The sequence below is a fragment of the Candidatus Poribacteria bacterium genome, from assembly GCA_021295755.1.
Taxonomy (GTDB): domain Bacteria; phylum Poribacteria; class WGA-4E; order WGA-4E; family PCPOR2b; genus PCPOR2b.
Window position 1 is genome coordinate 49,889 of record JAGWBT010000001.1, and the last position, 14,502, is coordinate 64,390.

General features: G+C 48.5%; 15 protein-coding genes. 10 read left to right on the forward strand and 5 right to left on the reverse strand.

All coding sequences use genetic code 11. The features are described 5' to 3' along the window. Positions 1-30: 30 nt before the first annotated feature. The 4 genes from J4G02_00185 (at position 31) to J4G02_00200 (ending at position 4,272) form a co-directional block, all read left to right on the forward strand. Positions 31-852, forward strand: a complete 822-nt coding sequence (locus J4G02_00185) for a sugar phosphate isomerase/epimerase (GenBank protein MCE2393013.1) — start codon at positions 31-33, stop codon at positions 850-852. A 58-nt stretch (positions 853-910) separates the two neighbouring features. After that, positions 911-1,291 carry a cupin domain-containing protein gene (locus J4G02_00190; GenBank protein MCE2393014.1) on the forward strand — a complete coding sequence of 127 codons (381 nt, stop codon included), beginning with the start codon at positions 911-913 and terminating at the stop codon, positions 1,289-1,291. A 138-nt stretch (positions 1,292-1,429) separates the two neighbouring features. Continuing rightward, a complete protein-coding gene (locus J4G02_00195; GenBank protein ID MCE2393015.1) occupies positions 1,430-2,542 on the forward strand; it encodes a beta-lactamase family protein in 1,113 nt (370 codons plus the stop codon). Between the two features lie 23 nt (positions 2,543-2,565). Then, complete coding sequence (locus J4G02_00200; protein ID MCE2393016.1) at positions 2,566-4,272, forward strand: hypothetical protein; 1,707 nt, start codon at positions 2,566-2,568, stop codon at positions 4,270-4,272. A gap of 263 nt (positions 4,273-4,535) precedes the next feature. On the opposite strand, the gene J4G02_00205 is transcribed toward J4G02_00200, so the two are convergent. From J4G02_00205 to J4G02_00215, 3 genes are all read right to left on the reverse strand, one after another. Further along, the gene (locus J4G02_00205; protein ID MCE2393017.1) at positions 4,536-5,663 is read right to left on the reverse strand and encodes a Gfo/Idh/MocA family oxidoreductase; all 1,128 of its coding nucleotides are present in this window, start codon (positions 5,661-5,663) and stop codon (positions 4,536-4,538) included. Between the two features lie 40 nt (positions 5,664-5,703). Next, a complete protein-coding gene (locus J4G02_00210; GenBank protein ID MCE2393018.1) occupies positions 5,704-6,090 on the reverse strand; it encodes a hypothetical protein in 387 nt (128 codons plus the stop codon). A gap of 139 nt (positions 6,091-6,229) precedes the next feature. Beyond that, positions 6,230-7,138: a tyrosine-type recombinase/integrase gene (locus J4G02_00215; GenBank protein ID MCE2393019.1), complete on the reverse strand. Its 909-nt coding sequence runs from the start codon at positions 7,136-7,138 to the stop codon at positions 6,230-6,232. Positions 7,139-7,310: 172 nt separating this feature from the next. Between J4G02_00215 and J4G02_00220 the strand changes: the two genes are divergently transcribed. From J4G02_00220 to lpxI, 6 genes are all read left to right on the forward strand, one after another. Continuing rightward, complete coding sequence (locus J4G02_00220) at positions 7,311-7,505, forward strand: hypothetical protein (protein MCE2393020.1); 195 nt, start codon at positions 7,311-7,313, stop codon at positions 7,503-7,505. 52 nt (positions 7,506-7,557) lie between these two features. Then, positions 7,558-8,007 (forward strand): Holliday junction resolvase RuvX, encoded by a 450-nt coding sequence (gene ruvX / locus J4G02_00225; protein MCE2393021.1) that lies wholly within the window; start codon positions 7,558-7,560, stop codon positions 8,005-8,007. Positions 8,008-8,089: 82 nt separating this feature from the next. Then, positions 8,090-9,124, forward strand: coding sequence for an endolytic transglycosylase MltG (gene mltG / locus J4G02_00230; protein ID MCE2393022.1), 1,035 nt, complete (start codon positions 8,090-8,092; stop codon positions 9,122-9,124). Positions 9,125-9,239: 115 nt separating this feature from the next. Further along, positions 9,240-10,517, forward strand: a complete 1,278-nt coding sequence (gene lpxC, locus J4G02_00235) for a UDP-3-O-[3-hydroxymyristoyl] N-acetylglucosamine deacetylase (protein MCE2393023.1) — start codon at positions 9,240-9,242, stop codon at positions 10,515-10,517. Positions 10,518-10,602: 85 nt separating this feature from the next. Continuing rightward, positions 10,603-11,394, forward strand: coding sequence for an acyl-ACP--UDP-N-acetylglucosamine O-acyltransferase (lpxA, locus tag J4G02_00240; GenBank protein MCE2393024.1), 792 nt, complete (start codon positions 10,603-10,605; stop codon positions 11,392-11,394). Between the two features lie 26 nt (positions 11,395-11,420). Then, a complete protein-coding gene (gene lpxI / locus J4G02_00245) occupies positions 11,421-12,224 on the forward strand; it encodes a UDP-2,3-diacylglucosamine diphosphatase LpxI (GenBank protein ID MCE2393025.1) in 804 nt (267 codons plus the stop codon). A 98-nt stretch (positions 12,225-12,322) separates the two neighbouring features. Here the strand turns inward: lpxI and J4G02_00250 are convergent, their stop codons facing one another. Then, positions 12,323-13,453 (reverse strand): DUF711 family protein, encoded by a 1,131-nt coding sequence (locus tag J4G02_00250; GenBank protein MCE2393026.1) that lies wholly within the window; start codon positions 13,451-13,453, stop codon positions 12,323-12,325. After that, positions 13,450-14,412 carry an acetyl-CoA carboxylase carboxyltransferase subunit alpha gene (locus J4G02_00255; protein ID MCE2393027.1) on the reverse strand — a complete coding sequence of 321 codons (963 nt, stop codon included), beginning with the start codon at positions 14,410-14,412 and terminating at the stop codon, positions 13,450-13,452. Before J4G02_00255 ends, J4G02_00250 begins: the two co-directional genes overlap by 4 nt. Positions 14,413-14,502: the final 90 nt, after the last annotated feature.

The following is a 14,502-nucleotide window of genomic DNA, read 5'->3' on the forward strand; positions in this document are numbered from 1 at the left end:
TTTTAATTCAAAAAAATTAGGAGTCTAACTATGGAGATTTCTCTTGGAGGCTGGAGTATTAACCGACGTTTCAGAGATCAGGAGAACCCACTTTCCCTACTCGACTATCCACAACTGTCACGCGATGAATTCGGCATCCATGCAGTGGAGCTAAACAGTCCTTTCTTTCGATACGAGGACCCGGACAATCCGGCAGAAAGTGGGATTGCCGATGCATATGTCGATGAGCTCGGTCGCCGAGCCGACAGTGTTGGAGTGAGGATGCTCAGTATTGCGGTTGATGGTCACGGTAACCTGTCTGCCCTCGACGAAGATGAGCGAGAGCAAGCAGTACAGAACCACAAGAAATGGTTTGGTATCTGCCAGAAACTGGGATGCAATGCTTTTCGTGCCAACAGCGGTGGGAGCCACGGTGCTAATGCAACGCAGGCAGAGATTGGGCAGTGCATCAAGAGTTTCCGGGAGCTCGCATCCGTTGGGGAAGATACGGGCATCCGTGTAATGATGGAAAATCATGGCGGTGTATCTGTCTCACCGGATAACATTGTACAGGTTATGGAAGCGGTGGATAGCGCATATTGCCGAGTGCTAGCGGACTTTCTCAACTGGAGGCCCGAGGACGATAAAGTAGAGAACTTGAGAGCGGTCGCCCCTTATAGTTGGGCAACCCATGCGAAATTCCTCAGTTTCGATGAAAATGGGGAGTCGAACGAAATTGACTGTAAGAGTGTCATGGAAATTTTTAAGGCGGTCGGATACACCAATCCCTTCGGGATCGAGTACGAGGGTCAAACAGACGATCACGTAGGAGTGGTCAAGAGCAAGGCACTCATTGAGAGATATGCGTACTAGCTTTAAAGGGTAGATAAGATTGTTTGCCAATCCCCCTAGTCGGTGCGGAAACGATAACATGAAGGATTTTAGTACGAAATACCTGCCGGACACCCCCGATGCTATCGCCCCGGACGGCTCAAATGTCCGTGTCTTACTGGAGCTTGCAGCGGGTAGTATGGCTCATTTTGAACTAGCACCGGGAGAAAAATCAGGTGCCGTTACGCATCGGACCGTTGAAGAAATCTGGTATTTCCTCAGTGGCTGCGGCGAAATGTGGCGGAGACAAGGTCAGAGCGAAAAAGTAATCCCGGTGCACGCCGGTATCTGCATTACAATCCCTCTGGGAACTCACTTCCAGTTCCGAGCATTCGGTGATGAACCTTTGGCAGCGATTGCAGTGACGATGCCCCCTTGGCCCGGTGAGTGCGAAGCCTATGTTGTCGAGGGAAAATGGTAGGCGACCGTTCCACGAAAATCCAGAGAATCGGACAGGGTTGAAGCTGTATGGCGAGAACATCTCAGAATCCAATAGTCGACCATCACCAGCTGCAAATATACTTAGTGCTCTTGAAGAAAGGTAACCATCGGGTAAACTATGTCAACAATCCATAATAGACTCAAAATCGGAGCCGCCTCAGATGTCGGAATGTCACAAGATGTGCTCTTGCGGGCGGAAAACATTCTCCAGTCCGAAATTACTAATCGGCGAATCACCGCAGCGGCGTTGACTGTGGTACGCAATCAAACAATCGTCCACGCGAAAGGCTATGGGCATCTGACACCCAACACAGATTCAAATTTAGTCAAGCCAGATTCAGTTTTCCTGTTAGCATCGATAACCAAACCGGTTACGGCTTGCGCCTTGATGTTGTTGGTTGATCGGGGGCAGGTTTCGCTCGACGATCCGGTCTCCCTCTATCTGCCGGAGTTTCAGGGTGGTGAACGCCATAAGGTGCGTGTCCGGTATCTGCTATCGCATACTTCGGGTATGCCGGACATGCTCCCTGAAAATACAGAGTTACGCCGTGCCCACGCGCCGTTAAGCGAATTCGTCCGCCGTGCGGCTCAAACACCGCTGCTTTACTCACCTAACACAAATTTCAGTTACCAAAGCAAAGGCATCCTGCTAGCGTCAGAGATTGTAGAACGGGTTACAGGACAACGGCTACGAGATTTTGAAGAAGCAGACATCTTCCAGCCACTTGGAATGAGGGATACCGCATTGGGTCTTGGGCGATTTAAGATCCACGAAACAGTATGGTGTGGGACGTCCATGGAAGAAAACGAAGACCAACAGCGTTTCGGACCAAATAGTGCTTATTGGCGCGATTTCGGCAATCCGTGGGGCGGGATACATAGCACCGGACCAGACCTTGCAATCCTATTACAGGCAATGCTCAATGGTGGTGGGTACGCTGGAAAACGTGTTTTCAGTCCGGCTGCAGTGAAAGCCATGACAACGGATCAGAACGAGACGCTGAATGCACCGTGGGGGTTAGGTTGGGGATTGGCGGCTTCAAAGGCGTGGAATTACTTCGGCGAACTAGTCTCCCCCACGACCTTTGGTCACACCGGTGCAACCGGCACGGTGGCATGGGCAGATCCCGAGCAAGAGCTACTATGTGTGATTCTGACAAATCAAATGGTGGATAATGGGAGTTTGCTCCGCCGGGTTTCCAACGTGGTTGCATCTGCAGTTGTCTGTTAATATCGAAGGACGGAGGAACTCTTATGACCCTAATTGATTGGCTGCTCGTTCTAGTAATCAACGGTGGCATTGTCCTATACGGAATCATTGTCTTCAGAGGGCAGCGCGAGAGTTTTGACTGGTATCTGGCAGCCAAATCTATACCTTGGTGGGTCGTTGGGTTATCCGCTTTCTCGACCGCGGTAGATAGCGGCGATTATGTGGCGATTGTCGGTGGTTCCTACACACTCGGGCTATCCCAGTTGTCCCAATGGTGGCTAGGGATCGCCGTCGGATGGTTCGTCCTGAGCTTTTTTGTGATTGTGCCAATGTATCGATCCGGAGTTTTTACCAATGCGGAATGGCTTGAGTTCCGGTTCGGTCCTGCAGCCCGATTTCTATCCGTCCTGATCAACATTCAATCTCGGACCAATGTGTTGGGCAACATCTTCTTTTCCACCTTTCTGGTCCTTAATATTGTGGCGGATATTGAGAGGCGCTGGAGCTGGCTCATTGTCGTTGCCGTTGCGTTCACTGCGATTCTGTATATTGTGCGGGGTGGTTTGAAAGCGGGAGTTGTCACCGACGCACTGCAAAGCGTTAGCATGATCGTTGCAGCCTTTGTCCTTTGGGGTGTGGTGTGGGTGAGTGCCGGTGGCTGGAAAGGGTTGAATCAGAAACTTGCCACAATAGATGCTCAACTGCCCGAAACCCTGCTACATGTAGGCGGATATTCTCCGCCCGGCGTACCTCCCGTTTTGGTGGTCTTTGGGCTTATCGTCGTATTAACGATGTATGTGCTGATTAATCAATACGAAGCCATCCGATTTTTGGGTGCACGTTCCGAATGGGATTTCAAGATGGCAGCTCTCGTTGCTAGCGTCGCGACAGCGGTGTGTCTGTGGTTTAACGTCAGTTTAGGCCCCTTGGCACGGGCGGACTTCCCCACACTAGAGATGAGTGACCAAGCCTATCCCCTGATGCTCAAAAGCTATCTGCCGACAGGTCTAATCGGCTTGGTACTAGCCGGACTAGTAGCTGGAGGATACTCAACCTTCGATTCTATCGGCATTGGGATCTCAAGCCTCTTTGTTCGGGACATCTACGCCCGTTTCATCATAAAGACTGGCTCCGATGCCCACTATACCCGCGTCGGTAGAATAACGGTTCCTTTTATCATTTTACTTGGATTTCTATATGTGCCGTTTCTTAAAGGTGGAATGGTGCTGTTCTATCTGCGTTTGGCTGGAGCGATACAGGTGCCGCTCATGACGGTTATCCTGATGGGCGTTTTTACACGGGTACATCGAGGGACAGGCATCATCGGGCTTGCAATAGGCCTGATTTACGGTATCTCGGCGATTATAGCGGACGCGAAGGGTTGGGCACTACCTGTTTGGTATACCAACACTTGGTGGGCTTATCTGTGGAATTTGATACTGCCAGCGGGGAGTATGCTGATTGCTTCAAAGGTTATTGATTGGTTGCGCGGTCCCGTCGAGGAAGAACAAATAAAAGGTTTAGTCTACGCTCAGAACGAGCCAACAACGGATCTCCGAGAATTGATGGCGAGTCGTTTGAAAGTGCTTGAAGGTACATGGCTTCAAAAAACATTGCGGGAAGCACCAATTCGACCAAGATATCCTTTTGAGGTGCCGAAAACGGGGCTACGCTGGTTCCAACGTCCGGGACTGTGGGCGATTATTTACCTTGCCATTGCCTGCTACTTGCTCTTTATTCTGCTTTGGTGAAAGGGAAGTGTAATGGGAAATTCGGAAGACACTAAGAAAGCCAAGCAATTTGAAAGGCTGTACACGGCCCTCCTCGTGCTGCTCGTGGCAATTCTGCTGCTGGTCTCTATACTTTATACATCCCGTTTGTGGCTGGTGAAAGTTGTAATCGCGGTGATACTACTCGGTATTGGTGGGTTCTTTGGTCAGAGATACGTACGCGAGCGATGACCTGCTAATCCAGCCCGAAAAATCATCGGAATTCAGCCTTCCTTTCTTGGAGCCTAGCGGAACCAATCATAATTAAGCGCCAAAGATCTGTCTGTTAAGGGTAAATCTACCCGCACACCTCCCTGCGCAGCGGACTGCTTTAGCGCGATTTCGACCTCAATTGCTATGGCAACCCTCCTGCCCGAGTTTTTAGGCTCATCTAGCCTGCCTTCTATGCAATCTATGACATCCGCCAGTCCGTAGATTGATCCGTAGGGACCAACAAACTGCGGATCGGGCCACGGTGTCTCCACCCTGTTGACGCCGGAAGCTGTTTCGATATCTTGCCATAACCTAAATCCTGTCGCCATTGTGGGAATAACTATCTCACCGCTCGTGCCGGTTAAGCGCAGATGCGGTGCACCCGGTCGAAAATAAACCGCCAAGTCACTTTCCGTAACCATCATCCCTTGACCAGCGAATTCATCGCTACCACCGGGGCCTTTGAATTCATCCGTGCCAGTACCACGGCGCTCCTGATCACCGATACCGATAACCCACGCAGGATCGCTATCCAAAAAGTAAGACCAGCTCTGGTGTTGTGCACCAGGCCGCGGCGCTTCGATCGAAATGAGCTTGCCAATTGCACCGTTCGTAGCCAATTCCTTTGCCTTCGCGAACGACGGATGCGTCGTTGAAATGGAACCACAGTTGAGAGGTACACTGGCATCGGCACACGTGTTTACCATGCGGTCAGCCTCCTCAAGCGTGTGCGCCATCGGCTTGGCTGTTACAATCCCCTTTGCGCCGTTCTTGACTGCCAAACAGGTTAGGTCAGCTCGTCCCTTTACGTTTGTGGCAACAGCGACGAGATCCAGTTGTTCGGTGCGCAGCATTTCGACCGCATCAGTGTAGAGCGCATTTATACCGTATCGTTCCTTAAATGCCATTAACCGTTTCTCGTCGCGATCAGCTGCCGCAACCAAATCTACCTCCGGGCGATTCCAAAGCGCCTCCGCATAACTAGTGGGTAGACCTTCTTTCCCGGGGTGAGCATGATGATAGATTTTGCGATGAATCTCCAGGTCGGGCGTAGGGCGATCAGCGTCATCAATGTTGAAAAAGTCACCGATTCTTTCCGCCATATCGTAGAGCATTCCCATCCAGCCCAGACCAATGACTCCTGCACGATACTTTGCCATATTTAGTTCTCCTTATAGTATAGTCTCTGATCCTTACATTTTAGATTTCTTCTTCCGCTTCCAGTATCATGGCAGCAAAGGTGATGATATCTTCTTGGAAAGCTTCAGTAAAATCTTCCGCGCGCTTCTTTTCTGCAAACCGGTTGAATACCGTTTCTAACGCTTGGATGAATTCTTCTGGGCTGCCCGCCTCCTCTGCCTGTTGTTTCATCTGCTCTAGGATAGTCATCTTAGCTGCTTCTTCGCGTTCTGCTTGTACTTCCTGTATGGATTTGTCAAACGTAACCCGAAGTGTTTCGACGATATGATATGCCATAGAACGGCTATACTTCTGGGCATCCCGTTTTGTGCCCTCATAAATATCAAGAGGTAGCAATAGGCTTATCTGCTTCTTTAGTGAATCTTTAGACTGGCGATATTCTTTCATTGGAATCCTCGCAATTATTGGCATGGGCAAGCTGCGTTAAAAATAATATCTACATCACTAAATATAGTATACCAATGAAATGCACGAATGTAAAGTGAAATTATCCGCAGAAAAAGAACATGCAGTATTATGTAAAATACTAATCCTGAGAAATGCTTTCCATGGTAATATGCAAATCACGTTCTGTAGGAATAGTATAAACTGAAGTAGTATTAATGTTGGAATGCCCTAATATCTTTGCGACTCTATCAATCGACTGCCCAGCATCAATAAGATTTTTGGCACAGGTGTGCCTAAATACGTGCGGAGACAGATTGTCTATTTTTGCTTTATACGCATATTTCTGTATCACATATCGAACGCCACGATCTGTCAGCGGCATCCGCTTCTGCCCGTAAAACAGAAAACGCTCCCTTTCAGGATTAGATCCGGCTATATAGATGACCTCTTCATTGTTATCAAATGATTTTATAAAATCCTTCAGAACACCTATGGCAGTTGAGTTTAAGGGCACATTGCGGCGTTTCGTTCCTTTACCCTCACGCACTGTAATCATATTACTATTCGTTGATATTCTAATATCAGAAACTCTCAGATTGCAAAGTTCTCCAACGCGTATGCCGGTATGCAGCAGCATTGTAATAATCGCTAAATCCCTCAAATTGCCTGATCTGCGTACCGCCCGCAATAACGCTAGCTGCTCTTTACGTTCCAAAGCTCGTGGGGCAAGCGGTTCTTCCGCGACACTTCGTATGCCTTCAGCGGGGTTACTGGCAATGAGGTCGTTTTGCTGTGCCCACTGGCAGAAGCTTGAAATACTTATCAAACTGCGATTAATGGTCGATGGCTTCTTATCCCAGTCCAGCATTGCATTTCTATAGTCGATAATCTCCATCGGCGTAATGTTTTCAAGATTCAGTGGTTCTCCTGTGGTTTGTTGGAACCAACGTGAGAATGAGCTAAGATCTGTCATGTACGCCTTGATAGTCTGCTCGGACTTATCTTGGTCATATAGATAATCGCGGTAATCCTGTAACAAATCGTCCATATTTCACCTCTCCTTATCGGACATATTTTTTAAGAATTCAGTGTTTATGCGGGTTAGAACGCCGTAGTTTTGTGATTCGTTTCACTTATCGGATATTTTGCGGGGATATAATGTCCGATAAGATTAGTTATCGGACATTTTACGGAAGAAGGTGGTAGTAGCTGACGCCAAAATGGCTAAAATCGCTGATTTTAGCCATTTTAACCCAAATTCCATTCTGCATCAACACTTTTCTCGTCACTCATTCGCAGGTTCATTCGTTTATGTGTTTGGACTTGACATCAAATTCGATGAATGCTATCATCCAAATATTCAGTACCTCGATGAAAAGCTAGAACCAACACCGGCTTCGGCAAGTGACTACTAGTGATAATGGTGGTTATGTTCACTCCTAAACTTACGAATTATGTTTTATCAATATGTCGATAATCCTTGGTTTAGACATTGGCGATGCACGAACTGGTGTTGCCATTAGCGATGAGTTAGGCATAGCTGCCCATCCACTCTGCACTATTCGACGCAAAAGTAGAAAAGCGCTGCTAGCAGAGTTACAGCAATTGGTTACTGCCCACAATGTTGAACAGATTGTCGTCGGGCTGCCGCTTCAACTCGATGGTGAAACGGGGACTCAAGCAAAAAAGGTAAAACAATTCGCAGAAAAGTTGGAGCAGCAAGTCAATCTGCCGATTGCCTTTTGGGACGAGAGTTTTACCACCTTTGAAGCAGCACGGATTCTACACGGGACCAAAAGAAGGCGTAAAAAGCGGAAGCAAGTTATCGATCAGGTTGCCGCTGTACTGATTCTTGAGGGATATCTGGAGGAATTACGCAATTCAAAGAGGAAAGGTCAAGTCAACGAGTGTGAATGATGTCATTAAACGGATTGTTGTGCATACGCTTCAATCCATACACCAATTTTCTAATTGCTTGACTTTTGTGGAATAAGCCTCAATGAAACGGAAAAACGCACGATGGTGGATATCCATCGCCCTCTTTAGCATATCAGTGCTCAGCAGTCTCGCTATTTTAATTGCGATATCCTACATGGTACGCTATCTATCTCCTGCGGATGGGAATGCAAAACCGATACAGTTAAAAATTGTTCATGGTATGAGTTCACAGACAATTGCAGACCAGCTTGCCGATCAGAACCTGATTCACAACCCATGGGCTTTCCTGTTTGTCACGCATCTCAGTGGTGTGAGCCACCGATTACAGGTAGGAACGTATTGCCTCAGCGGGGCAATGAGTATACCGCAGATTATCGACCACCTCAAAACTGGCAATGTGGTCACCCAACAATTTCTGGTTCCTGAAGGTCTAACTGTTTCCCAAATTGCGAAACTTTGGGAAAAGTCCGGATTCGGCACAGCGGCAGCGTTCAGCCAAGCTGCGAACGATCCTAAATGGAAGCTCAATTACGACATTGAAGGGAAAACACTGGAGGGTTACCTATTTCCGAATACGTACCAATTTCCTGATGGGGCAAGACCGCCGGTAATACTGGAAATAATGCTTAATGAATTCCAACGACGATGGACAGCGGGGGTCATTGAAGAGGCTAGGGAGCTCGGATACTCTAAGCATGAAGTCATCACTCTCGCCTCCATTATTGAGGCAGAGACGAGAGTTCCTGATGAACGTCCCTTAGTTTCGGCTGTTTTTCACAATCGCCTCCGTCGCGGTTGGAAACTTCAAGCAGATCCAACTGCCCTTTACGGTTTAGGAAATCCTGAGCGACCACCCAGAGCAGCGGACCTCAGAGTTGATTCACCTTACAACACCTATATTTATAAGGGGTTGCCGCCGGGACCCATTTGCAATCCGGGAATGGCTTCAATCTTAGCAGCACTCCGTCCCGCTGCGGTTGACTACATGTACTTTGTCGCTATAGGTGATGGCAGGCATCATTTCTCAAAGACACTAAGAGAACACCAAAACATGATCAACGAAATACGACGCAATCGCAGTCGGATCGGTGATTAAAACAACCGGAATAGGGAGATAACATTCCTACAGGTCCAGATCAGATGTCAGCTAGGAATACACGAACGCTTCAATTAATAATCAATTTCCAACCAAACGAAAGGGTATACACCTTTTGGCTTCACAACAAACTATCCAAAATGAGGTAACTATCTCAGGAACCGGTCTAATGCTTGGTGAACTAGTCAACCTCGCATTTAAGCCGGCGTCCGTGGACCATGGAATTGTGTTTCACCGGACTGATCTGCCCGATGAACCGATAGTCCAAGTTTGCCCCGATAACTACGAGGCAATCATTCCTCGCTGTACAAGCCTGCGCGCCGGGGCGGCGGCGGTCAACAGTGTTGAACATCTGCTGTCCGCATTGGCCGGCATGGGTGTTGATAACCTGCGAGTCGATATCGATGCCCCTGAGTGCCCAGCACTAGATGGCAGTGCATTACCGTATGTCGAGATCCTACAGCAGGCAGAGATAGTTGCACAGGATGCCCCACGCTCTCCCATCGAATTGAAAGACCCATTCGCTGCTTATGACGAGGACAAGCAACTCATCCTACTCCCCGCGGATTCCTTTCAAATCTCCTTTGTGTATGATCACCCAAAACTTCCTACGCAAGTAGCGACCCTTGCGATAGATCCAGAAACTTACGTCAGTGAAATCGCTCCCGCACGCAGTTTCTGCTTTGCTGACGAAATCGAGTTACTCAGGAGCCAAGGAATCGGTAAGGGGGCAAGTTATGATAATGTCCTTGTTATTGAAGATGATGGAAGCACTAGTAGTGAGCTGAGGTTCCCCAATGAAGTTGTCCGACATAAAATGCTAGACTTAATAGGGGACCTTTACTTAGTCGGAAAGCTGCCCCAAGCCCAAGCTGTTGCACTGAAGTCAGGGCATACGCTTCATGCACAACTCATCCTAGCGATGGCAGAGGAAGGACTGATACAACAGCAACAGCCTATTGAAATTATGGATATTCTAGAAGTATTGCCCCACCGCTATCCGATGTGTATGTTGGATCGAATTATCCAAGCGGAACCCGGCAAACGCGCAGTGGGCATCAAAAATCTTAGTTTTAATGAGCCTTTTTTTCAGGGGCATTTTCCCGAGCAACCCGTCATGCCCGGCGTGTTACAAATGGAAGCATTGGCGCAGCTCGGGGCATGGTTGCTGTTAAAAGAACTGGGGGCTGAAGGACAAGTCGGATATTTTGTGTCAATCAAGGAAGCCAAATTTAGACGACCGGTTGTACCGGGCGATCAACTTCGACTAGAAATCGAAATACTTCGAAGACGTCGTACATGGGCGAGGCTTGGCGGCAAGGCGTATGTCGGCGATCAACTTGCAGCGGAGGGAGAGCTGTCAATCGCGCTGGGACAGGAGTCAGCGGGATAGGAAAGTATACTCATTCGGATTGAACCTATCACGATCCGATATTTTTCAGTGGTTTATGGGACCGCATAAAAAAAGGAGAGCAGCGGTGACAAAGATTCATGAAACTGCCATCATCCATCCGAAAGCCGAATTAGACGAAGACGTTGAAGTCGGTCCCTTCTCGATTATCAGCGAGGATGTGCAAATTGGTCGTGGAACTGTAATTGGACCGCACGTCCAGATTGACCGCTGGACCACCATCGGTGAAGAGTGCCAGGTCTTTTTCGGTTCTACACTTGGCAATCCTTCAAAGGACCTCAAGTATGGTGGTTGGCGAAGTTATACCCGAATTGGCAATCGGAATGTTCTTCGCGAGTATGTCTCAATTTCTAGGGCGACGGCGGAGGATGACGCCACAATCATCGGTGATAACAACCTGCTTATGAACTGGGTTAATATTGCCCATGACACAGTCGTTGGAAGTCGAATCATTATGGCAAACTTTGCGACAATTGCGGGACATGTACTCATTGAGGATGATGCGCGGATCGGTGCCCACGCCGCAATTCACCAGTTTGTTCGCATCGGTAAAATGGCGATGGTTGGAGCTTGCTCAAAGTTCGTTCAGGATGTGCCACCGTTTACCGTGTCTGATGGACACCCCGCTCGCGTGCGTAGCCTAAATATTGTTGGACTTGGCACCTCACAGGTTCACCCAATGGCATCGCTCTCGTCTGAAACCATCAGACGCCTCAAAAGCGCTTACCGTACTCTATTCCGCAGCAAGGTCAACCTTACAGAGGCAATAACGCAGATAAGAGGCGAAGGTGAACCGGACCCAGAAGTGGAATATCTACTGAATTTTATTGAGAATTCCAATCGAGGAATCGGTGTTTAACAGAAAACAGATGTAAGAGGACACCATTGGAAAAACTGGGGCTCATTGCTGGAGCCGGCGATTTACCCCTTCTGCTCGCACAAGCAGCATTAAAACAGGAGCGGATACCGTTTGTTATCCAGATCACTCAACCCGCCTCCAAACAACTTGAGAGCATTGCCTCAGAGACATTTTCATTTAGCATTGGGCAGGTTCAGAAGATAACAAAAACGCTGCTCGACGCAGGTGTCCGAGAATTGGCAATTATCGGCAAAATTGACACAGGAATCCTGTTCCGTCCGTTTCTAGTAGACCCAACGGCTGTCAAGATTCTGGCGAGGAATCGCAACAAAGGAACTCGTGCAATCGTTGCTGCGGTGATTGAACACTTTGAATCGAAAGGAATTAGTGTAGTTGAGCAGCATCGATTTTTACGGGGGTTGATGCCATCGGCAGGTGTATTGACGAAAAGGCAACCAACCCAATCCCAGTGGGCGGATGTGAAGTACGGGATGCAGCTTGCACGGCAAATGGCAGATTTGGGGATTGGACAGACCGTCGTTGTAAAGAATATGACGGCAGTTGCAATTGAAGCGATCGAGGGGACCGATAAAACAATAAAACGGGGTGGGATGCTCGGTGGTAAAGGCGTTATTGTTGCCAAAGCGGCAGCGACTGACCACGATTTTCGTGTCGATGTGCCAACAGTCGGGGATCAAACTCTGAAAACCCTGCAAGCCGTTGGCGGAAATGTACTCGCTGTTGAAGCAGAACGCACGTTTGTTATGAATCAACAGCCGCTTTGCGAACAGGCGGATCAGTGGAAAATTCCCATTGTTGCCTTGGCTTAATCTGTAAACATCGTATCGGTTTCACCTAGCGAGGCTAGACGATACACTTGCCCATGGCAGATATATTGTTGGCTACGGTTTTTTTTGTGTCAGATTCATCACACTTCCATGACCGTGGTGTTGGTCAAGTAAGGAGAGTCGAAGTGCGTGCGTTCGCCAGCATTCAATCCGGGTATGGGGAACAAACGGACGGAGAGCGGTTTTTTCCATCGAATCGAGAGAGAAGCCACATCGGTAAGGATGCCGCATATTTGACGCATGGAAGCATCACCGGGAATCGGAATCGTGTCGAGCCCAGTACCACAAACAGCGGAGTAGAGTAGTAAACTATCTAGGTTAAAACACCCCTCACTGCCACGATTTCCCAATACTTCGTCCTCAAGGCTAGGAAGCATCAAGCCCGAGTATCCACATCGCGGCAGATTCAGCGAGTCGAGCGTCTTCGTAATCGCGCCTACGACCGTGAGCGTCCCCCTTTCCCCAAATCTGGCGGGAAGTAGAGTCTCAATTGCACCTGCGATGCTTTCATTTCCCATTGGAGCAGGCGAGACATCCAACCCTACAAATCGAACCCTAGCTTCTTTCGCAAGCTCTTCAGCTAGAACTACAATTTGCTTCCCTTCGCGTTCCATTAGGCTTTTTAAGCGCACTGATGCAATCTCTATATTGGGTGCATCAACAAATGCCTGATGAACAAGATCAGCAGCCTGCCAGCCAACTCCAAAATTGAATCCTTGGTCCTGCCAATACGCAGCGGGGAAGAAAGGGGTGTTGGGGGGACAATTCATCGTTGCAGCAAAACGTAGATTTCCAAGTCCATCATCGGTTGTATGGGCAATCTTCTGTATGACTGCTGCGGTCTTTTCGGCTGCCTCCCATTTAATCTGCTGGTCGGGGGTTGTCAGGGTGGCTGATGTGAAGAGGGTATCGCTTTGAGAGATCGCTTCCGGAACAAGAGCGAGGTGGGTAGATGTTTGTGGAAGGTGAGGAAAAATGGTTCCTAGGCTGAAAAATTCGCATCCTAACTCAAGGACGCGGCGATCTAATTCAAGTACCTGATCTATATGAGAAATTTTGCCCCATGTCTGACTGCTAATCCGCGTGGTCTGAACTTCGTACCCATTTGCCTCGAGACGGTTCTGACAGCGACGATTAAAATCCACCGCGAACTGCAACTGTTCATATGAAAAAGCGTCAGGTATCCCTACAGTTACGGTACGGACTTTCATAACTCACCGTAGACCCCAATTTTCCGGTAGCGTTCGCATCGTTGTTCAACCAAAAGTGCTGAATCAATTTCCCTCAGTTCTTTGAGATGCTTGCGTATTGCATTTCTGACACGCCTCGCCGCAAGTTCGATATCCCGGTGGGCGCCACCGAGCGGTTCACGAATAACCTCATCAATGACGCCAAATTTCAACAGATCTTCAGCCGTTGGTTTGTAACCCTCTGTGGCTTCTGGTGCGCGCTCACCATCATCTTTCCATACGATACTACTACACACTTCAGGGGCAGCGACGCAGTAAATAGCGTACTCCATCATCAAGACGCGATCTCCAATAGCAATGGCTAACGCACCTCCGCTACCGCCTTCACCAATCACCACGACGATAATCGGAATGCGCAAGGTGCACATCTGAGCGAGATTCTCCGCAATCGCTATCGATTGCCCACGCTCTTCCGATTCAGCGTCGTAATGAGCGCCACGCGTGTCAACAAAACAGATCAGAGGACGATTGAACTTTTCCGCCAGAATCATCAAACGTCGTGCCTTGCGGTATCCCTCCGGACGGGTATACCCAAAGTTCATCTCTTGGCGTTCTTTGATGTTTGTGCCTTTTTGCTGGGCGAGGTAAACAACAGGTTGGCCGTCGAACCAAGCAAATCCGCCGACTAAAGCCCGGTCATCGGCATAAAGCCTGTCACCGTATAACTCGATTGGCTCCTCAAGCATCGCCTCAATATAAACTGGTGCCTGGGGGCGTTCTGCATGACGTGATAGCCACACCTTATCCCACCGTGATACTTTTTGAAAGGCTTGCTTTGTTAGATCTTTTGTGTTCTCGTCTATAGCCTCAATCGCCTTCGTTAGATCTAATTCAGGATGCACTTCGGCAAATGCCTTCAGTTGAGCGGCATATTGATTAAGTTCAAGCAACGGTTGTTCAAAATCTAAAAGACTTCGCATAATTTAGACTTTCTAGCAATAAGTTCATCGTACCTACGTTGATCAGCCAAGAAAAACAACTGGACAGACACTTGATTCCTACCGACTTTC

Excerpts from the sequence above, each read along its gene's own strand:
- J4G02_00185 (MCE2393013.1), top strand. The coding sequence starts at position 31 with ATGGAGATTTCTCTTGGAGGCTGGAGTATTAACCGACGTTTCAGAGAT.
- J4G02_00190 (MCE2393014.1), top strand. The coding sequence starts at position 911 with ATGAAGGATTTTAGTACGAAATACCTGCCGGACACCCCCGATGCTATC.
- J4G02_00195 (MCE2393015.1), top strand. The coding sequence starts at position 1,430 with ATGTCAACAATCCATAATAGACTCAAAATCGGAGCCGCCTCAGATGTC.
- J4G02_00200 (MCE2393016.1), top strand. The coding sequence starts at position 2,566 with ATGACCCTAATTGATTGGCTGCTCGTTCTAGTAATCAACGGTGGCATT.
- J4G02_00205 (MCE2393017.1), bottom strand. The coding sequence starts at position 5,663 with ATGGCAAAGTATCGTGCAGGAGTCATTGGTCTGGGCTGGATGGGAATG.
- J4G02_00210 (MCE2393018.1), bottom strand. The coding sequence starts at position 6,090 with ATGAAAGAATATCGCCAGTCTAAAGATTCACTAAAGAAGCAGATAAGC.
- J4G02_00215 (MCE2393019.1), bottom strand. The coding sequence starts at position 7,138 with ATGGACGATTTGTTACAGGATTACCGCGATTATCTATATGACCAAGAT.
- J4G02_00220 (MCE2393020.1), top strand. The coding sequence starts at position 7,311 with ATGGCTAAAATCGCTGATTTTAGCCATTTTAACCCAAATTCCATTCTG.
- ruvX (MCE2393021.1), top strand. The coding sequence starts at position 7,558 with ATGTCGATAATCCTTGGTTTAGACATTGGCGATGCACGAACTGGTGTT.
- mltG (MCE2393022.1), top strand. The coding sequence starts at position 8,090 with ATGAAACGGAAAAACGCACGATGGTGGATATCCATCGCCCTCTTTAGC.
- J4G02_00250 (MCE2393026.1), bottom strand. The coding sequence starts at position 13,453 with ATGAAAGTCCGTACCGTAACTGTAGGGATACCTGACGCTTTTTCATAT.
- J4G02_00255 (MCE2393027.1), bottom strand. The coding sequence starts at position 14,412 with ATGCGAAGTCTTTTAGATTTTGAACAACCGTTGCTTGAACTTAATCAA.